Source organism: Chryseobacterium sp. 2P (genome assembly GCF_059579425.1).
Genome location: NZ_CM184194.1, coordinates 1,692,954 through 1,712,567 on the forward strand (window position 1 = coordinate 1,692,954; position 19,614 = coordinate 1,712,567).

Annotated in this window: 21 protein-coding genes and 1 tRNA gene; 17 read left to right on the forward strand and 5 right to left on the reverse strand. The window is 36.1% G+C overall.

Features of this window, described 5'->3' with window-relative positions:
- Positions 1 to 73 precede the first annotated feature (73 nt).
- The 10 genes from AC52CF_RS07740 to AC52CF_RS07785 all read left to right on the forward strand — a co-directional run bounded on the left by AC52CF_RS07740 (position 74) and on the right by AC52CF_RS07785 (position 6,473).
- Positions 74 to 907 carry an SDR family oxidoreductase gene (locus tag AC52CF_RS07740; RefSeq protein ID WP_214590127.1) on the forward strand — a complete coding sequence of 278 codons (834 nt, stop codon included), beginning with the start codon at positions 74 to 76 and terminating at the stop codon, positions 905 to 907.
- Between the two features lie 38 nt (positions 908 to 945).
- Positions 946 to 1,374 carry an SRPBCC domain-containing protein gene (locus AC52CF_RS07745; protein ID WP_214590126.1) on the forward strand — a complete coding sequence of 143 codons (429 nt, stop codon included), beginning with the start codon at positions 946 to 948 and terminating at the stop codon, positions 1,372 to 1,374.
- A 17-nt stretch (positions 1,375 to 1,391) separates the two neighbouring features.
- Positions 1,392 to 1,838: an SRPBCC family protein gene (locus AC52CF_RS07750; RefSeq protein WP_214590125.1), complete on the forward strand. Its 447-nt coding sequence runs from the start codon at positions 1,392 to 1,394 to the stop codon at positions 1,836 to 1,838.
- A 106-nt stretch (positions 1,839 to 1,944) separates the two neighbouring features.
- Positions 1,945 to 2,403: a DoxX family protein gene (locus AC52CF_RS07755; protein WP_214590124.1), complete on the forward strand. Its 459-nt coding sequence runs from the start codon at positions 1,945 to 1,947 to the stop codon at positions 2,401 to 2,403.
- 456 nt (positions 2,404 to 2,859) lie between these two features.
- Positions 2,860 to 3,414 carry an RNA polymerase sigma factor gene (locus tag AC52CF_RS07760; RefSeq protein WP_250902163.1) on the forward strand — a complete coding sequence of 185 codons (555 nt, stop codon included), beginning with the start codon at positions 2,860 to 2,862 and terminating at the stop codon, positions 3,412 to 3,414.
- A 13-nt stretch (positions 3,415 to 3,427) separates the two neighbouring features.
- Positions 3,428 to 3,769 carry a hypothetical protein gene (locus tag AC52CF_RS07765; RefSeq protein WP_214590122.1) on the forward strand — a complete coding sequence of 114 codons (342 nt, stop codon included), beginning with the start codon at positions 3,428 to 3,430 and terminating at the stop codon, positions 3,767 to 3,769.
- Positions 3,770 to 3,856: 87 nt separating this feature from the next.
- Positions 3,857 to 4,129 (forward strand): hypothetical protein, encoded by a 273-nt coding sequence (locus tag AC52CF_RS07770; RefSeq protein ID WP_214590121.1) that lies wholly within the window; start codon positions 3,857 to 3,859, stop codon positions 4,127 to 4,129.
- 14 nt (positions 4,130 to 4,143) lie between these two features.
- Positions 4,144 to 4,287: a hypothetical protein gene (locus AC52CF_RS07775; RefSeq protein ID WP_496518030.1), complete on the forward strand. Its 144-nt coding sequence runs from the start codon at positions 4,144 to 4,146 to the stop codon at positions 4,285 to 4,287.
- Positions 4,288 to 4,428: 141 nt separating this feature from the next.
- Entirely contained in the window at positions 4,429 to 5,391 is a 963-nt protein-coding gene (locus AC52CF_RS07780) for an IS256 family transposase, variant Zn-binding type (protein ID WP_496517329.1), read from the forward strand.
- A gap of 434 nt (positions 5,392 to 5,825) precedes the next feature.
- Positions 5,826 to 6,473 carry a J domain-containing protein gene (locus AC52CF_RS07785; protein ID WP_375181729.1) on the forward strand — a complete coding sequence of 216 codons (648 nt, stop codon included), beginning with the start codon at positions 5,826 to 5,828 and terminating at the stop codon, positions 6,471 to 6,473.
- Positions 6,474 to 6,762: 289 nt separating this feature from the next.
- On the opposite strand, the gene AC52CF_RS07790 is transcribed toward AC52CF_RS07785, so the two are convergent.
- The 3 genes from AC52CF_RS07790 to AC52CF_RS07800 form a co-directional block, all read right to left on the reverse strand.
- Positions 6,763 to 6,834: transfer RNA gene (locus tag AC52CF_RS07790), tRNA-Arg, on the reverse strand.
- Between the two features lie 87 nt (positions 6,835 to 6,921).
- Positions 6,922 to 8,688, reverse strand: coding sequence for a TonB-dependent receptor (locus AC52CF_RS07795; RefSeq protein ID WP_375181730.1), 1,767 nt, complete (start codon positions 8,686 to 8,688; stop codon positions 6,922 to 6,924).
- A 106-nt stretch (positions 8,689 to 8,794) separates the two neighbouring features.
- The gene (locus AC52CF_RS07800; protein ID WP_375181731.1) at positions 8,795 to 11,758 is read right to left on the reverse strand and encodes a tetratricopeptide repeat protein; all 2,964 of its coding nucleotides are present in this window, start codon (positions 11,756 to 11,758) and stop codon (positions 8,795 to 8,797) included.
- Positions 11,759 to 12,007: 249 nt separating this feature from the next.
- Between AC52CF_RS07800 and AC52CF_RS07805 the strand changes: the two genes are divergently transcribed.
- The 4 genes from AC52CF_RS07805 (at position 12,008) to AC52CF_RS07820 (ending at position 15,039) form a co-directional block, all read left to right on the forward strand.
- Complete coding sequence (locus tag AC52CF_RS07805; RefSeq protein ID WP_496518031.1) at positions 12,008 to 13,678, forward strand: APC family permease; 1,671 nt, start codon at positions 12,008 to 12,010, stop codon at positions 13,676 to 13,678.
- A gap of 4 nt (positions 13,679 to 13,682) precedes the next feature.
- Positions 13,683 to 14,234 carry a hypothetical protein gene (locus AC52CF_RS07810; protein WP_375181733.1) on the forward strand — a complete coding sequence of 184 codons (552 nt, stop codon included), beginning with the start codon at positions 13,683 to 13,685 and terminating at the stop codon, positions 14,232 to 14,234.
- 63 nt (positions 14,235 to 14,297) lie between these two features.
- Entirely contained in the window at positions 14,298 to 14,636 is a 339-nt protein-coding gene (locus AC52CF_RS07815; RefSeq protein ID WP_375181734.1) for an Mpo1-like protein, read from the forward strand.
- A 55-nt stretch (positions 14,637 to 14,691) separates the two neighbouring features.
- The gene (locus tag AC52CF_RS07820) at positions 14,692 to 15,039 is read left to right on the forward strand and encodes a DUF4377 domain-containing protein (RefSeq protein WP_375181735.1); all 348 of its coding nucleotides are present in this window, start codon (positions 14,692 to 14,694) and stop codon (positions 15,037 to 15,039) included.
- Positions 15,040 to 15,074: 35 nt separating this feature from the next.
- On the opposite strand, the gene AC52CF_RS07825 is transcribed toward AC52CF_RS07820, so the two are convergent.
- Positions 15,075 to 16,025, reverse strand: a complete 951-nt coding sequence (locus AC52CF_RS07825; RefSeq protein WP_375181736.1) for an SPFH domain-containing protein — start codon at positions 16,023 to 16,025, stop codon at positions 15,075 to 15,077.
- A gap of 235 nt (positions 16,026 to 16,260) precedes the next feature.
- Positions 16,261 to 17,616, reverse strand: coding sequence for a deoxyguanosinetriphosphate triphosphohydrolase (locus AC52CF_RS07830; RefSeq protein ID WP_375181740.1), 1,356 nt, complete (start codon positions 17,614 to 17,616; stop codon positions 16,261 to 16,263).
- Between the two features lie 162 nt (positions 17,617 to 17,778).
- Between AC52CF_RS07830 and AC52CF_RS07835 the strand changes: the two genes are divergently transcribed.
- From AC52CF_RS07835 to AC52CF_RS07845, 3 genes are all read left to right on the forward strand, one after another.
- Positions 17,779 to 18,321 (forward strand): hypothetical protein, encoded by a 543-nt coding sequence (locus AC52CF_RS07835; RefSeq protein ID WP_214590097.1) that lies wholly within the window; start codon positions 17,779 to 17,781, stop codon positions 18,319 to 18,321.
- Positions 18,322 to 18,413: 92 nt separating this feature from the next.
- Positions 18,414 to 19,229 (forward strand): SDR family oxidoreductase, encoded by an 816-nt coding sequence (locus AC52CF_RS07840; protein WP_290266224.1) that lies wholly within the window; start codon positions 18,414 to 18,416, stop codon positions 19,227 to 19,229.
- Positions 19,230 to 19,236: 7 nt separating this feature from the next.
- Complete coding sequence (locus AC52CF_RS07845; RefSeq protein WP_214590096.1) at positions 19,237 to 19,608, forward strand: DoxX family protein; 372 nt, start codon at positions 19,237 to 19,239, stop codon at positions 19,606 to 19,608.
- Positions 19,609 to 19,614: the final 6 nt, after the last annotated feature.

Below are 19,614 nucleotides of genomic sequence, written 5' to 3' on the forward strand. Positions count from 1 at the left end.
GCTTATATTCTTCAACGTCATAATTTTTCCGTTTCGGCTTGCTGTTTGATGGGTATTCATAAAAGATTTGCTTATGAAGACACAGAACAAGTCAGACTCAAAGTCAAAAGTTCCTGAAGAAGGGGTATTTCCTGAAATCATCCGTGAAAATTATAAAGGAAGCGATAGACTAAAGGGTAAAAAAGCCTTAATTTCAGGTGGAGACAGCGGAATCGGACAGGCGGTTGCGGTTCATTTTGCGAGAGAAGGAGCAGATGTTGTGATTATTTACAAAGAAAGTGATGACGATGCAAAAGAAACTCAGAATCTCGTAGAAAAAGAAGGGCGGAAATGTATTCTGATGAAAGGAGACGTCTCCGAAAAGTCCTTCAGAAAAAAATGCATGGATTCGCTTAAAAAAGACTGGAAAACCTTAGATATTCTTGTAAACAATGCAGGTATTCAGTTTCCGGAAAATGATATTAAAAATATTTCTGATGAGCAGATTCTCGAAACTTTTAATGTCAACATTATTTCTATGATTGCTCTCACCAGAGATCTTTTAACCCTGATGAAAAAAGGGAGCCGGATTATCTGTACCACTTCAGTAACGGCATACCGAGGAAGCGATCATCTGATTGATTATTCCGCTACGAAGGGTGCTATCGCAACTTTTATTCGTTCTCTGGCAACCAATATCGCAGAGAAAGGGATTTTAGTCAACGGCGTTGCTCCCGGTCCGATCTGGACTCCTCTTGTGAAGGAAACTTTCGACGATCTCTCAACCTTTGGAAAAGATAACCCGTTAAAACGTGCAGGACAGCCATCGGAAGTTGCTCCGGCTTATGTTTTTCTGGCTTCGGAAGATTCCAGTTTTATAACGGGAGAAATTATTCACATTAACGGCGGAGATTTCGTAGGCGGGTAACATCGTATTTAAAATAACAGCTAGTTTATATATTTTTTATGGAAAAATTACATTTTGATATTCAGATCAATGCTGAGCCGGAAAAAGTATGGAGTGTGCTCTGGGATGATTTTTCTTTCAGACAATGGACTTCTGCATTCAGAGAAGGTTCTTTTTATCAGGGAAATTTAAAAGAAAATGAAATTATTAAATTTCTGGATCCTCAGAACAACGGGATGTTCAGCAAAATTGTGAAGCTTGTTCCCAATGAAGAGATTACCTTTCAGCATCTTGGCGAAATTTATAATGGCGTTGAAACACCGCAGAACTTTAAAAGTGGGACAGAAAATTATATTTTAACAGAAAACGAAAATACAACGCATCTTACCGTTGAAATTCAGACTTCAGAAGAGTTTAAAAGCTTTTTCGAAGAAAATTTCTCCAATGCACTTTCCAATGTGAAGCATTTATCTGAAAATCAGTTTTAAAATTGAATAAAAACATTATGGAAACTTTATCGTATGAAATTATCATTAACGCTCCGAAAGAAAAAATATGGGACGTTTTGTGGAATGAACACACCTACAGTGAGTGGACGAAATTTTTTAATCCAAATTCGGCTTCTTTTATGAAATCCGACTGGAAAGTAAACGGGAAAACCTATTTTACAAATGCAGAAGGAGCAGGAATGGTTTCTACAATAGACAGTTTGGAAAAGCCTGATCAGATTGTTTTCAAACATTTGGGAATGCGAGATGAAGCAGGTAACGAAGATACAGAAAGCATGGAGGTGAAACAGTGGAGCGGCTGCTTTGAAAAATATTTTTTAATCGATTTTGATGGCAAAACAAAACTTCATGCCGAAGTTCAGACTGAAAAAGATTGGGAAGAGCATATGAATACAGGCTTTACAAAAGGTCTGCAAATTGTAAAAGAACTTGCTGAAAAATAATTATTTTCTACGATTTGCACTTATTTTAAACTATATTTATAGTTGATAAAATTACTATTAATCATAGTGTAAATCTTTGTATCTACTGGAAACAAAAAGACATCTTATGAAATTGCTGACCATTCTTTTTACCACATTTATTTTAGCTTTATTGGCAACCAGAATTTTTCAGGGAGACTGGAATTTTGTGTTTTCCGGAAATCTGGGAATGGCTGTTTTCATCATATTTACAGGATTTTCTCATTTTAAATTTCAAAAGGGAATGGCAATGATGATTCCGGATTTTATCCCGGCAAAACTATTTTGGGTATACATAACAGGAATTATTGAGATTGCAGCCGGAATCGGATTGATGATTCCTTCCATTCGTGAACTGACTGCTGTTTTACTGATTGTTTTTTATGTTTTGGTTTTCGTTGCGAATATCAATTCTTCCCGAAAAAAAATCAATATTTTTAAAGCGGATTTCACTGGTCCCGGAATGAATTATCTGTATAAAAAAAGAATTCCGATGCAGATTATTTTGATTGTCTGGACTTGGTACTTCGGAATTTATCTGAATTAAAACTTATCATTCAAAATACAAACGGAAGGCTTAGCTTTTCGTTTTTTTGTTTAAATACAAATTAGGACATATATCTTTTAAAAATTTCATACTTAACCTGAGTTTTGGATAAGTCTTCTTAAACGCAAGGTTAAACAAAGAGATTCAATTATCAGGAATTTAGCTTTAAGATATACAAAGGCGTAAAACTTATCAAAATAATACTATTTTGTTTTTCTTTGCGATAAATTAATATAATGCGATAAATCAATTATTTAAATTTATTTCTTATCCCGAACTTAGGTTACATAATAATAGGATTTGTGTTATTAGCGAAAAAAAGTTTGCTTTATTCATGTTTCAAAATACGGATGAATAAAACAAAATCTTAATTTCTCAAAAATTATTTTAAATTTATTAAAGTAAAACAAAATTTTCAATCGTCATAGCAATATGGAGATTGTCGAAAAAATAACAATGCCACAGAAGGAGAAGGAAAATATCATCTCGCAGACCGTTTCAAAGTACGGAGGAAAGCTGATGTCGTACATTCGTCCGAAAGTGAAAAATACGGAGGATGCGGAAGATATTCTGCAGGAAGTGTGGTATCAGTTCAGTAGTCTTACCAATCTTTCTGAGATTGTGAATGTTGGCGGTTGGCTGTACAGAGTAACGGCAAATAAAATCACGGACAAATACCGCAAGAAGAAAACCGAGAATCTTGAAGATTTCGTGTATGAAGATGAAGACGGAGATTTTTCCATCAAAGATATTCTGCTGATGGATGAAAGTGCAGGCCCCGAAATTAAAATGTTTCAGGACGAGATCTGGAAAAAGCTTTTTGAAGCTCTGGATGAACTGCCGGAAAAACAAAGACTCGTCTATGTGGAAAATGAACTTAATGACAAAACCCTTCAGGAAATTGCGGATGAGCATGGTGAAAACATTAAAACGATTATTAGCCGTAAAAATTACGCCGTCAAACATTTAAGAAACAGATTGAGAAAATTATACGAAGATTTAAACAGTTAGTAAATAAAAAGATATGAATCATAAACATAAAAAAGGCTGGATTTTTCTGATTCTTTGTCCGCCATTGATTTTTTTAGGCGTTACATGGATCGTGATGGCGCTCTGGAATTGCCTTCTCCCTGAAATTTTGGGTGTAAAATCCATTACTTTCTGGCAGGCAATGGGAATTCTGATTTTAAGTAAGATTCTTTTCGGAGGATTTCATTTCGGAAAAGGAATGAGGGATTTTAAAGAAAAGAAGATGAGAGAAAAAATGATGCATCTTACTCCCGAAGAAAGAGAGAAATTCAAAGAAGTGTGGAGGGACAAATGTTCAGCAGGTTTTTTCAACAGGCACAACAGAACAAACGAATAAATAAAAATTTAGAAGTAGTAAAGTAAATTCAGCATTTATTCGTCTATATAAAAAACAAAAAGTAGTAAAATTTAAAATTTTGAAAAAATGAAAAATTCAGTATTAAAAGGCGCTTTAGCTGCTTTAGCCGTAGTAGGAGTTGCAGCAGTTGTTAAAAAAGCAGCGCAGAGAAAAAGATTTGTAAAGGGTATTTTTGAGGAATACGGAATCAAAGAAAAATCTCCTTTCGGATTGGCGGATAAAATCAGAGAAATGAATGATGAGCAATATCAGGAGCTGAAAGGAAAGTTTAAAAAAGAATTCGCTTCAAGATGCCGCCACAGAGGTTTCGAAAGAAAAGAAAACGTTGCAGAAGCATAATAAAAGTAACTAAATTGAAATTGTTTAATTCCGGCTCGGGAAGCGAAGCTTCCCGAGCCGGAATTTTTTACAGTCATTGCGATGAGCGAAGCGAAAAAGCAATCTCGGAAAATAGGGTTTCGGTTCAGGCGGCTTCGCCGCCTGAACCGAAACATTAAAAAGATTTAAACAAGCAAGCTTGAAATATTTGGCATAATACTGAAAAATAGTTGGTAGAATTCTATCAAAACCTCATTGTTAGGCTGCTTGGAGGAAGTTTTATGAAACGTGTTTCATAAAACTTTTTCTTTGTCTGAAAAATGGCAAAAAAACGTTGTTGGTCTTGTTCAAGCCTGGAGGTAATTCGTTGGGGAAAACAAGGGGGAAAGCAAAGATTTAAATGTAAAAATTGCGGGATTTTATTTACTCAAAACAGAACGGAGCAGAGAATTAAAAATCGTTTTATCTGGTTCAAAAAATGGGTATTGGAAAGGCAGACCTACAAAACGCTTTGCAGAGACAGCGGTTATTCGAAAGATACTTTGCAGAAAACATTTTATACCATTTTAGAGCAGTCTCCTACCTTAAAGATCATCAAACGGGAAAAGGTGAATTTAAGAATGGATGCAACTTATTTTGCTCAGTTCTGTTTAATTGCTTATCAGGATGATTTTGATGGATATACACAGCTTATCCGTTTTACCGATGGAGAACATTATGAAGAAATCAGGGAAGATTTAAACAATCTTTTACGGCTGGGCGTAAAGCTGGAAAGCATTACTACAGATGGACATAAAAGCGTTTTGAAAGCCATAAATAAATCTGATGGAGACATCATTACTCAGAGATGTCTGGTTCATATTCAGAGAATGTGCCTGATCTGGCTCACAAAGTTTCCTAAACACATTGCCGGTCAGGAACTTCGAAAACACGTTTTATTATTACTGAAAATTAAAACACAAAACGATAAAATCTGGTGGAAAAATGAACTCAACGACTGGTATTTGAGACATCAGGATTATATTAATGAAAAAACAATTAATCTTGAAACCGAAAGATACTGGTATACCCACAAGCTTCTCAGACGATCGTATTTTACTATAAAACGGGCATTGCCCAATATGTTTCATTATCTGGAAAATCCCAATATTCCTAAAACAACCAATGGTATTGAGGGATATTTCAGCCATTTAAAAAATCATCTCGACCTGCACAGAGGTCTCACATTGAAAAACCGAATCAATTTCATCAAATGGTATATTTATTTTTCTAACGAAAAATAGAGTTTTTTTAGCCATAAGGTTCATCCGATAATAAACGAAAAGGTGAGGGAAACCTCACCTTAAAACTATCGTTTTGAACATTAATCCTATTGCTGAAAAGTTGATCTCCACCAGTGCTTTTGTCCTCTTCGGATTAACATCCATAATTTATTAAAATATATCCTGAATTTCACCAACTATTTTTCAGTACATTACCAAATATTTTGATAAATGTTCTAAGATGGCGTTCCTACGGAACGCCGAACGTCCTCTTAATATGATTTCTACACAGATAAAACTCCAAAGAGTTTTTAGAAATTTTACTTTATACGACTTTTTGTCTTTTAAAGAAAAAAATTAAAAGCATAGCACAACATTATTCGAGCTATTTGTGAAATTATTCGTGCCATTTGCGTTTAAAAAAGAAAATAAAATCCCTATTTTTGCATAGCTTAATGAAAGATTACTACTATTTTCTCGGAATTTCTCACGATGCTTCGGAAGAAGACATCAAAAAAGCCTATCGGAAACTATCCTTAAAATATCACCCTGATAAAAATGATAACGATGATTTTTTCGCAGACCGGTTCCGTGAAATTCAGGAAGCTTATGAAACATTGAGTGATAAAAGCAGAAGACATTCTTACAATCAGAATTTAGAAAGTCATCAGAAAAGCTTCAGGTACAATATTCCGCCTTCTATTAAAACTTTTACGGCAAACAAAATTCATGCGAAAAAAGGAGAGGAGATCATTATCAATTGGCAGACTCAAAATGCGGATGTGGTGAAAGTGTTACCTTTCGGACTGGAAAAACCTTATGGAGAAAGAGTTTTTAAAATAACGGAATTTAAAGACGGAAAATTCCAGATTCTGCTTCATGCTACGAATTCTTTATTGCACAAAACAGCCGTTCAGGGCATTACAATTACCGAAGTTTTTGAAAACAATTCGGAAAAATTTAAAGATAAGGCAGAGGAATTATTTAAGTCACAGCCAAGAACTGTTGCAAATCCTCACGGACAGCCAAAAATCGCGAGAATTATTATCGGGTTGGTCTTATTAATTCTGGCGGTCTATTTCCTGTTAAAAAGCTTTAATTAAGCCATTTTCTTTCTTCCCGGACACTTCTTGCATCTTTTTCCCTTTTTAAATTTTTTGCAGCATGATTTCTTGTCACCGCAATACATTTCTTCTGTATTCATTGAAAAAGCAGGAGCTAATGGAGCTACTTTGAAAGGAACGATCATATTCATGATGCAAATATATTAATTTAGAATAAATCCAGATAATAAATTTGACAAAAAATTAATGATAGATATCAAAGAGATTTAAATGATTGGCAATGATAATCAATAAAAAAGGACAAACATCAAATGTCTGTCCTTAAAAGTGACCGCAGAAGGATTCGAACCCTCACTGTCGGAGCCGAAATCCGAAGTTCTATCCATTAAACTATGCAGCCTATTTGAGTTGTAGGGTTTGAGACTAAGAGAGCTTTAAATCTGAATAAATAAACACTCAAACACAAAAACTCTCCCACCCTAAGACTCTAGAACGTAATCTTCACGCCTCCCAAAACCTGTGCACCCAGAACTTTATAGCCTTGGTACGTCTGATATTTTGAGCTCAGAAGATTGTTTCCAAGCGCGAAAATACTGAAATTTTTGTGAATTTTATACTCTGCAGACAAATTTAAATCTGCATAACCTCCCACTTTATCGTTGGTGTTCTCTGTTGACTGATAGAATAGAGGACTTCCAACTTCCTGAATCATAAATGAATTCGTTGTTCTGTCGCTGGCAAAAATCCCTTTAAAACCTAATAATAATTTTTGATCTAACATGGTATATTTTGCTCCGATTGTTGCCGTAACCAAGGGAACGTTATAAATATTTTCGTAATTTTTAAGATCAAACTTGGTAAATTTCACTTCTCCGTCCAACACTAAATTTGCCAGAGGAAAATACTGCAAACTACCGTTGATATCTCCTACATTTCCGTCATCATACACCGCAGAAAAAGTATTCGCGAAGTTATAGGCAGAACGGTTCAGAGTGAAATTCGTGTCAAAAAGATCATTTGCTTTAAAGAACATAATGTCTCTCATTTTTCCGTACCCTGCAGAAACATCATACTTAAAAGTTTCATCGATATCTCCTCTTAAACCTACATAAAAATGATATTTTGTTTCGGTAGGTCGTAAATACTGGTCAGAAACGATGAAAGGATTCTGCTGCAGTAAATCCGAATAGGTATTCAGCTTTAAACCTCCGTCAACTCCTCCGTAAAATTTAAACTCCTGTGCTGCAGCAACCTGAAATTCCGCTTCCGGAAACCAATAGGTTTTATTGTTTTTCATTTGCTCAGCCATCAGATCATTCTGGTTTTTATCATTCAGAAACGCGAACTGAGATCCTAATTTCAGGTAAGAATCCCCTTTTCTGAAAGTAACTTTCGGGCTCAGACTTGTATTAAAAAAGTTGGACGAATTTTTATCTCTGATTGAAAATTCAGTTTTTACCGTTTCTAGACCAACGCCTAAATCTGCATTCAGACTGATACCTGATTTGCCGATTTCAACCCCATGTTTCGAAAAGTTAGCCAAAACGGAAGCCTGATTTTCCTGAGCATCAAAATGGTCTTTTAAGAAGGAAGATTTCACCCTCACATCATTCAGAATTTCGTTCGAATAAAAGTCATAATAACCATTTACTTTAAACTGATTGACTCTTTGATCCAGATCAACATCATTGCTCGGAGTCAGTGCATAAATTCCGTAATAATTATAGCTGTTTAAACCATATTCTGCATTCAGATTGAATTTTCCTTTATCTCCGTAAGAATTCAGAAAAGCTCCTAAAGTGGTTGAACTCTGCTTAGAATCCCAGTCGTATTCCTTTTTTAAACCCTGTGTTGAAAGAAAATGAGCATCCACTCCAACCTCAATTTTATTTTCCAGCGTTTTCGAAATATTTGCATCCCCCAGAATTTTACCGAAATTTCCCATTCCGAACTGGATGTAGTTGTTTTGCGCTGAACCTTCAAATTTCGGAGTAACATCTGCTCCCTGAATGGTTGATGTTTTAAAATCCGAAACCGCAGGAACATCCGTAATGTTGTATTGTACAGGATTCTGAGATTTTTCTTCCGGCGGATAATTTTTGATGGTTTCTACCGAAGTTTTCTTTTTTTCGATCTTCTTTACTTCCGGTTCCCTTTTTTTATTGAGAATCAGTTTTTCTTCTTTTATCTGGGAAAACGCTACCGACGAAACCCCTAAAAATATGATGGATAATAATTGAATTCTTTTATTCATTACTTTTTGTATTAATAATGTACCAATTTATCAATGCAGCAATCCGGCAATGTAAAGTTTGATTCGTAAACTGTTACATTGATAAATTGATACATTAAATATATTTTTACTTTTTAATCTGCTTTTTAACTTCCTTCGCTTCCGCTACAATTTCAGGGAAATCTTTATAATTCTCAATGATCTGATCACAAGTGTAACTTGCCTGATAATTGTCTTTCAGACCAACATAGTTTTTCGCCATCAGAACAAGTGCTTTTGCACCCCAATATTCTTCGGAAGCATAATTATTGGCTAATTTAAAGATCGTTTCATTGGATGATTTAAACGCTTTTCCTTTGTTTTGATAATAAGCTTTTGCGTACAGAGATTCTGCGGCAACCGAGGTATTGGATGATTTTTCAAGAGAAGCGTAAGCCGACTGTGCGTCTTTGTCTTTTCCTGAATTCATCAGACTTCTTGCCTTAATTACTTTTGCCGTCTCAATAACCGCCGCAGAGTTTTTATTGTTTGCAATCACCGCATCGGCTAATTTTTCAGCCTGAGAGAAGTTCTTTTCATCGGCATAAACTTTCATCAGCTCAACATTGGCGTAATTTTTAATATTAACGTCTGATGAGTTTTTAATATTTTCAAGATATTTTTTAGCTTCAGCAGTATTCCCCTGATTGACATAAATTTGCGCTAAACGGGTTTGTGCATCATCCTGATAATCATTCTGAACATTGGCAACTTCCTGTAAAACCAACAGTGCTTTTGTAGTATCTTTGGTCTGATAATAACTTTCACCCAGCTCATATTTTGCCTGATAAAGCCCTTCTCCGGTCGGATTCTGCGTTAAATATTTTTCGTAGTAAGAAATCGCGTTTTTGTAATCTTTCTTCGTGAAATACTGTTTTGCAGTCGATAAGTTAATTTCATCAATTTCTGATGCATCAATATTAACTCCTAAATTTCTTGCGAAAGTTTCATAGCCGGAAACATCTCCGTTCTTTGTAAAGATCGGTTTTGCAGCCTGAACGATTTTTTCCGCATACGCTGTATTTTTATATTGTTCTCCAAGAGATCTCAGTTCAGACAAAGCTTTATCGCTTTGGTTCTGATCAATGTAATTCTGTGCTCTGTAAATCGATGCATTGGCAACCAAATCTTTATCAGACGAAGTTTTAATCACTTTGTTAAAGTAATCATTTGAATTACTGAAATCGTCCTGCGCTGCGTAAGCTGTCCCGATTTCGTATTGTGCATCATCATAATAATCAGAATCAGGATATTTGGATAAAAGGTTTTTCAGGTTGGAAATTTTCGCCTGTGTATCTCCTTTAAATCCTAAAGCCATTGCTTTCTGATACAGCGTATAATCTGTTGCGTCTTCGTTTTTATCATAAATGGCAATCGCTTCGTTCAGGTTATTATTCGCGTAATTAATATCTGCCAAACGAAGTTCTGCATCATTTTTAAACTCAGGTTTCGGATTTGCTAAATATTGCTTGAAATACGTTTCCGCCTGATCGAATTTTTTAGATTTGAAATAAGCATAGCCTAAATCATAAGGTAATTGTTGTTTTTCAGGGAAATTTTCACCCAGTAATTTTTCATAACGGGCGATTGCGGAAGGATAGTTTCCTTTCTGGTAATACACCTGTCCTAACCAATATAAAGCTCTGTTGTTGAATTCTTTATTGATGTTAAATCCTAAACTTCTTAAGAAGTAATTTTCCGCTTCATCATAATTTCCTTTGTTGAATTCTTCCGTTCCCAAAAGATAAGAAACTTCCTGATCGATTTTATTGATTTCCGGCGTTGAGCTCTGTAAACGGTCAATCGCGTTCAGGGTTTCCTTATAATTTCCGGAATATAAATAGGATTTTACCAAAAGCGATCTCATTTCCGAAGCATTCGCGCCGTTTTGGTTTTCATTAATATAATTCTGAATTACTGTAGAAGCACTTTCAAAGGGATTTCCGATGTCGTAGCTTAATTTAGCGTATTGTTCATGCGCAAGCTTTTTCACATTCTTATCATAATTCATCTGATACGCAGAACGGAAAGCCGAAAGTGCTTCCTGTTTTTTACCGACCGCCAGATAAGCATTTCCAAGCTGATAATAAGCATTCTGAGCCAAAGCCGAATTGCTGTTCAGTAATTGGTTGTAGTAAGAAACCGCTTCGTCATATTTTTTAAGCTGAGCCGCAACAAATCCCATCTCATAAAGATCATTCTCGGACGGATTTTGCTGAACGCTCAGATAATCTTTTAAATGTGGGTATGCGGAAGTGTAATCATCTTTCATGAAATAACTTTCACCAATGATCTTGTGAACTTCCGCTTTGTAAGATTCCGAGATATCTTCATTCAGTAAAGCAGTTCCTTCAGAAATCGCTTTATCGTAATCCTTATCATTGTAGTACATCTGAACATAATAAGGACGCACCAGCTTAGAATATTTCGGTTCTTCTTTAATGGAATCAAAATAACGGAACGCTTTATCATTCTGTCTGTTGGAATAATACAAGTGTCCCAACATATAAGCAATATCGCCTTTTTGAGACTGATCTGCCGTTTTATAAGCTTCTTCCAGTGCATCTGTTGCGCCTTTGGAATCGCCCATCATGAATTTGGCGTATCCCAGTTTCAGAATGTATTGTGTATTTTCCTCTTTGGAAAGCTGATACTGGTTTACTTTTTTCAGGGTTTCCAGAGCTTTGGTGAAATCTTTTTTAGCTAAATAATAATCAGCCAATGGTAAATTTGCCTGTGCAAAATACGCGGAATTCGGATATTCTTTCATGAAAGCGGTTAATCCTTCTTCCGCATGATTTTTCTGAAGAATGACGCCGATCACATTATCAAAAAACTGCGCAGCCTCTTTTCTCGAACGCGACAGATGCTGATTGTAGAAATATTGTCTGGCGTATTCGTATTGTGAAGCGTTGTATATTTTGGTCTGATAAAGATTTTCAGCGAGATTGAATCTGTAGTTTTCTTTTTGGGTAAAGTACTGAGACTGTTGCGCATCGGAGATCCCGAAATACATTACAGCAGCCGCTAAAAGTATTTTTTTCGATTTCATTAATTTTAAATTTTAACATGAAGAAGCCTGAAAATCAGGTTCAGATATTTAAAATTACGGGAATATTTATCCACAATTTATCAACGAAAATATTGAAAAGATATTGTATAAGCAAGCGTTTTAACACATTGTTAGTAACCAAAATTTTTTTTAAGACTTCTTAACTTTTTGATAAGAAAGATTAAGAAAATAAAAATTATTTCGGAGAAATAATTACATTTGCTTTTTTCGAATCAAATATAGAATTGAATGAATCAACTTTTTAGAAGAAAAATCTATTCAGAGACAGACACATCTACGAGTTTATTGAGGGTTTTGGGTGTTTGGGACATCGTATTTTTTGGTATTGCCGCCATCATCGGAGCCGGAAGTTTCAGCAGTTTGGGAGAAGCCGTCTTCAGAGGAGGTCCCGGTGTGATCTTACTATATTTGATTTGTGGTTTTGCGTGCGGTTTTACAGCACTTTGCTACGCAGAATTTGCGAGCAGAATCCCGACTGCGGGTTCCGCGTATACTTACGCTTATGCAAGTTTCGGGGAATTAATTGCCTGGATCATCGGCTGGGCGCTGATTATGGAATATTCTTTTGGAAATATCTACGTCGCATTTTCGTGGTCCGATTATTTTACAAGTTTCCTGCACCGCTTAGGAATGCATATTCCTGATTATCTTACGTGCAGTTATACGGAAGCTAAGAAAGCTTTTATGAGCGGTTCCGAGAATAAGGAACTTATTAATGCATGGACGAACGCTCCGTTAATCGGAGGTTTAAAATTCATCGTTGATGTTCCGGCATTGGTCATCAATGGATTGATTACATGGCTTTGTTATGTAGGAGTTAAGGAAAGTAAAAATTTCAATAATGCGTTGGTAATCCTGAAATTAGCGGTGATTGTTTTGGTGATTTTAGTAGGATTTGCGTACATCAACACAGATAACTGGACACCTTTAAACCCGGAAACTCAGGTTACTTCTTTCATGCCGAATGGTTTTGCAGGCGTAATGAGTGCTGTTTCGGGAGTTTTCTTCGCTTATATCGGGTTTGATGCGCTGAGTGTACTTTCGGAAGAAACAAAAGATCCTCAGAAAACGCTTCCGAAAGGAATGATTATTTCTCTGGTATTATGTACTTTTATTTATATCGCTTTAACGCTGGTTCTTACCGGAATGGTGGATTACAGAAAATTCGATGGGGTAGGAGATCCGCTTTCCTTTATTTTTGAAAAAGGAAATGCCAATGTTGCATGGATGGAACTTGTTGTTTCGTTTGTAGCCATTGTAGCGATTACAACTGTTCTTTTGGTATTCCAGATGGGACAGCCGAGAATCTGGTACGCCATGAGCCGTGACGGACTGATGCCGCAGAAATTTCAGACGGTACATCCGAAATATAAAACACCTTCGTTTGCGACCTTGGTTACAGGGATTGTGGTGGGAATTCCGATTTTATTTACCGATAAATCTTTCATCCTCGATTTTACAAGTATCGGAACCATTTTTGCGTTTGTTTTGGTTTGTGCAGGAGTTTTAATGCTTCCGGCAAAAGAAAAAATCAAAGGAAGATTTCATTTGCCTTACATCAACGGAAAGCTTATTTTTCCTCTTATTTTTATTGGTGGATTAGTGGTTTTCTATTTCTGGCAGCCTGATTTTTTCCATAATTTAATGGACTGGAAAGATCCTAAAGAAGGAGAATTCAGAGCTTCTATTTTCTTTTTTATTCTGGTTAATTTACTGCTTTGTGTATTGGCATTTGTTAAAAATCTTTCACTGATTCCGTTAATCGGTTTAAGCTCATGCTTATATCTTCTTACAGGAATGAGCCATGACAACTGGTTCTGGTTTGGACTGTGGTTTGCTATAGGTTTGGTAATTTATTTCTGCTACGGATACAGAAACAGCAAATTGGGTAAAGCTTAATTGTATGATGAAATATCTGCTTGTTTTTTCGCTTCTGATATTGGGAGGCTGTAAAAAGACATCTGATCATGAAGGCAATTCCCAAACAAACCGTGCAGAAGTAAAACGAAGTTATAAGGAATGTTTAACAGCAATTCATCAAAAAACAGAAGCAGAGAAAAAGCAGTATTTTTTTAAATTTATCAATAATGATGTTCCTCAATACTGGGCAAAAACGCCATGGTCTTTTGCAGGAACCTCCAGAGAACCGCAAAAAGGCAGTATTGCCTGCGGATATTTTGTAACGAATACTTTATCGGATTACGGTTTTGATATCAACAGAACGTATCTTGCACAGCAGGCTTCGTCTGTAATGATTAAAAAACTTTGTACAGAGATAAAATATTTCAGCAAAAGACAGGATCTGGAGCATTATATTTTAGGTAAAAATAAAAATCAGGTATATATTGTAGGACTGGATTTTCATACAGGTTACATTACCCGCGAAAACAGAGACACTTATTTTATTCATTCCAATTACATTAAGAATGAAGGGGGTAATAAAGGAACTGACTAAAAATTCACGTGCATTGAATGCTTCTGAAACTTTTATGATTGGAACTTTAAAGTACAAATAATCATGTCTGAAAGAATTAAAACCTTCAAAGAGTTCTATGAGTTTTATCTTACGGAACACAGTAAAACAGGAACCCGCATCTTTCATTTTCTGGGAACCCTGCTTGTCTTTTTCGTCATAGGATATGTTATCAGCTCCGGAAAAGAAAGATTTCTCTGGTATGTCCCGATTTTCGGGTACGGATTCGCGTGGTTCAGTCATGCAGTGATTGAAAAAAATAAACCTGCAACCTTCAAATATCCTCTTTGGTCATTGATTTCAGACTTCAGGCTGTTTTTTGAACTGCTGATCGGGAAACAGAAATTTTGGGGAGTTTCAGATAAAAAAACTACTGAAAAGTAAATTTTAAGATCATTTCACGGCACAGTAATTGCAACCCAGTCCTAAAATTTTATTTATGAAAAATTTCACAACATTTTTAAAAGTAACGTTTTCGGCAATTTTTGTTATGATTCTTACGCAGTGTACAAGTTCTTCCAACGTTGCTGCTGCGAACGAAAAAACATTTATTGTAGGTCCTGAAACCGCAGACTGTACCGGAGTTGCACCCATGAAATGTCTTCAGGTAAAAGAAAATGCTTCAGATTCGTGGACAAATTTTTATACCAATATCGAAGGTTTTACTTATGAACCAGGTTATGAATATGTTTTAAAAGTAAAAACGGAAAAAATAGAAAATCCTCCGGCAGACGGATCTTCCATAAAATATACTTTGGTAAAGCAAATATCTAAAACTAAAAAATAAACAATAAAACCTCCGGAATTTCCGGAGGTTTTGTTTTATGTATTGCTGTTCGCATTGTGATCGTGATCTTTCGGCGGTTTAGGATAATTTCCTTTGGTCATTTCTCCTACTGTATTGGCAGTGGTCATGGCGGCCACAAGATCATTCAGCATTCCGCTTGCTGCGGTAGGAGAATTGGGCAGTAAAACAAGATTGCTCCTGTTGCTTGCTCCCACAGAATGAAGTGTGTCGTAATGCTGCGTGACAACAATAAGCGCAGAGGCTTCGTGAGAGTTGATATTAACGTTGTTCAGCATTCTTACAGACTCTTCAAGCCCTTTTGCAATTTCTCTTCTCTGGTCTGCAATACCTTGTCCCTGCAGTTTTTTAGATTCCGCTTCGGCTTTTGCCACGGCTACAATTCTTATTCTCTGGGCTTCAGATTCGTATTCTGCGGCTGTTTTTTCTCTTTCCGCAGCGTTGATTCTGTTCATGGCGTGTTTTACCTGCTCATCCGGATCGATATCTGTAACCAGAGCTTTGATGATATCATATCCGTAACTCTGCATGGCTTCCTGAAGTTCTGCTTTTACAGCGATGGCAATATCATCTTTTTTTAAGAATACATCATCCAGTTTTAATTTCGGAACTTCGGCTCTTACGACATCAAAAACATATGATGTAATCTGGTCGTGCGGACTTTCCAGCCTGTAAAAAGCATCGGCAACCTGAGTTCTGATGACCTGAAACTGAACGGAAATCTTCATTTTCACAAAAACATTATCCAGAGTCTTCGTATCAATCATTACATCCAGTTGCTGGATTCTGAGGTTCATCCTTTTTGAGATTCTGTCCAGATAAGGGATTTTAAGCTGCAAACCTGCATGACGGACGGAGTGAAATTTTCCGAGTCGCTCTACAATTGCCGCGGTTTCCTGTTTCACTGTGAAAAAAGAAGCAAATAAGGTTACCAATCCGATAAAAACAATAATTCCTAAATATGTCATAATTTGATTTTTTATTGGTGTAAATTTTTTAATTAACTGAAAAACATTTATTTGTGTTTGTTTAAATATATAAAAAATAATTTAAACGTTACAGCTATGACAATCAACAGTTGATATGCACGGAGAAAAAAGAAATTTACGGTGAGTTCAGGGTATAAAAAAACTTCAACAATTTTAAATTGAAGAAGTTTTTTATTTTTAAATCCTGTTAGTAGTTTTTTTTACTAAAAAGCAATTACACCGTCATTCCGATGTCGATTCCTTTAATTTTACGGTAAAGATCGGTTGCATAATTATCCGTCATTCCGGAGACAAAATCTATTACACCCAGAACTTTCTGGTAATCTGTTCCATCGTCGTATACAAACTGTTTAGGTAATAGTTTTAACGCTTTTTTGTCGTAAGATTTCCTTTCATCATGTGATTTGAGAATAGAGGGAATAAAATGATCCAGCAATTCGTACATTACATTATAACCTGCATTTTCAATTTCCACCACCGCTTTATGGTTGTAGATTTTTTCTATCGAGAAAGATTCAATATCCTGCAAAGCATTATTTTCGTACTTATAAATATCCAGAAGACCTTTTTCTAAATTTCCCTCCAGAATGGTATTAAAGTTATTTTTATAAAGCTCAATCGATTTGTTGATTAATGCATTGATTACTTTGGCTCTTAAATAAGAAATCTGTTCGTTTTCATTTCCTATGGAATCCAGCTTGACTTTTACTCGATTTATATCGTCGGTTTCAGATTTTACCAGTTCAAAGAACAGGTTTTTGCAGTCCGCGGTAGAAACGATTCCCAATCGGTGTGCATCTTCCATGTCGATAATATTGTAACAGATATCATCTGCAGCTTCAACCAGCCAGACAAAAGGATGTCGCTTAAAAATATAAGGTTCTTCGCTTTCTGAAATTAAATTTGTGCCTTTTGCAATTTCAAGGAAGATATCTTTTTCGTTCTGAAAGAATCCGAACTTTTTACGGTGAATGATTCCTTTCTTTTTAGCAATGGCTTCACACGGATATTTGGCGATACTTGCCAAAGTAGAAAAGGTAAGCTGAATTCCTCCCGCATCTTTTCCCTGCTGTTGCTGCGCCAGAACTCTTATTGCATTCGCATTTCCCTCAAAATTCACCAGATCCGCCCATTCTTTTTCGTTGAATTTCGGCTTTAAATCAGATTCATTTCTTTCAAAATAACTCGCAATCGCATCTTCTCCGGAATGTCCGAAAGCGGGGTTTCCGACATCGTGACACAGACACGCCGCCGCAATAACGTTGCCTAAATTGTGAAGGTAAAAGTTTTTGGAATCTTCTGTAAGATCATTTTTAAACTCATCGTGAATAAACTCACCCATGACACTTCCCAGACTTCTTCCGACAGAAGAAACTTCCAGCGAATGCGTTAAACGGTTGTGTACAAAAACACTTCCCGGAAGCGGAAAAACCTGCGTTTTATTCTGCAGTCTCCGGAAAGCCGAAGAGAAAATAATTCTGTCAAAATCCCTCTGAAAATCCGTTCTTGAAGCCTTTGTCTGTGGATTGTTTCCGGTACGCTGATTCGTGAAAATCTGGTTTAAGTTCATCATTTTTCAAAATTACTTCAAATTTTATTTTTTACGAACTAATCGGAAGGATTTTTCTGAAAAATATCGTGTTTCCCGCTTTTGTTTTTCCGTAAAATACCTGTGACATTTTGCTGATTTTCATCGTAATTTTAGGATCATTAACTCCAAAAAACTGAAATCATGTCCGAATTTTTTAAACAAATCCTTGGAAGCACGATTGTTACAGGATTTTTCACCGCAATAATTGCTTATTTCTTTCACAAAAGAACAGAAAAATACAATTCCGTTTTGAAAAGGGAATTTGAAGCGTTATCCAAAAAAGATACGGCTTATTTTGAATGGCGGAAAAATACGGTAGAATTGTTAGGACAGGTTTACATTCATCTGAACCGTTTAAAGCTCGCTTTTCAGAACAAATATTCCAAAATACAGGAATATGACAGATTCTATGAAGATGAAATTATTTTAAAATCCAATCAGCACATCAGAGATCTGCTCATCAATAACGGTCATGCTTTACCTCCTGAATTATTGGACGAAGCCACAAAACTGATTGAGCATTTCGATGTGTGGTTAACGAAATACAACCAGATCAGGATTTCAGATCAAGATCACGCAACCAGACAGATTTACGTGGGACCCGATGGTTTCCGTTTCCCTGAAAATGCCGAAAAGCTGTTCAAAGAGAAATATATTGAAATGTTTAAAGAACTTCATCGCTAGTTTTTGGATACAATATTCTGAGATTTGGCTACAAATATCCGGACAGATCGGCTGAAATTTGTATCATCATTAACAATTTAAATAAAAAAAAGATGGAATCAAAAATCTGGCTGATCACAGGAGCATCAAAAGGTTTTGGAAAAGTATGGGCAGAAGCTGCATTGAAGCGAGGAGATAAAGTAGCGGCAACGGCACGAAATACTGAAACGCTGAAAGAACTGGTATCTGAATATGGTGATGCCGTATTACCTGTAACATTAGATGTAGACAATAGAGAAGATTGTTTTTCAGCCGTTGAAAAGGTAGTCAGTCATTTTGGAAAATTAGATATCCTTATTAATAATGCAGGGTATGGACATTTCGGATATGTAGAAGAAATTTCTGAAGTTGAGGCAAGGCAGCAAATTGAAACCAATGTATTTGGTTCTCTGTGGATGATTCAGGCGGTTTTGCCTATTATGAGAGACCAAAAAGCGGGACACATTTTACAGGTATCAAGTATTGGCGGAGTAATGGCGTTTCCAAGTCTTAGTATTTATCATGCTTCAAAATGGGCTGTAGAAGGAATATGTGAGTCTCTAAATCAGGAAGTTGCTCAGTTCGGCATCAAAACAACCTTAATAGAACCTGCTGCTTATGCAACAGACTGGGCTACGACTTCAGCAAGCCACAGCAAACCCATCGAGGCGTACAGCACACTAAGGAACGCTATGCTTGAAAACAGCAAAAATATGTCTTTTGGTAATCCGGAAGCAACTGCCGATGCTATTTTAAAATTGGCAGATGCCGAAAATCCGCCATTGAGACTGTTTTTAGGATCGCTTCCTTTGATGATGATTGAACCTGCTTACAGCAAAAGGCTAGAAACATGGAAAGAATGGAAAGAAGTTTCAGAAAATGCTCAATAGGTAAAAAATGAAAAAAGTAAAAATTATATTGCTTTATCTTTTAGCTGCTTTTTACTTTCTTATGGGTTTGATGCATCTCATTAAACCGGAACAGTATAATGCGATGATGCCTTCGTGGCTTCCATCGCATTCACTGCTGATTTTATCAAGCGGCGTTGCCGAAATTGCATTGGCGGTTCTGCTTATTCCGTTAAAAACCAGAGCAATGTCGGCTCAATTAATTATTGTAATGTTACTTGTTTTTTTCTTTGTAATCCACATTCCTCAAAGTGTTGATTATTACAGAACCGGTAACGAGAATTTTACAGCAAGCATAATAAGGCTGCCTTTTCAGTTTTTGCTGATTGCCTGGGCTTGGCTGTTTATAAAAGACAAATAATAAGAA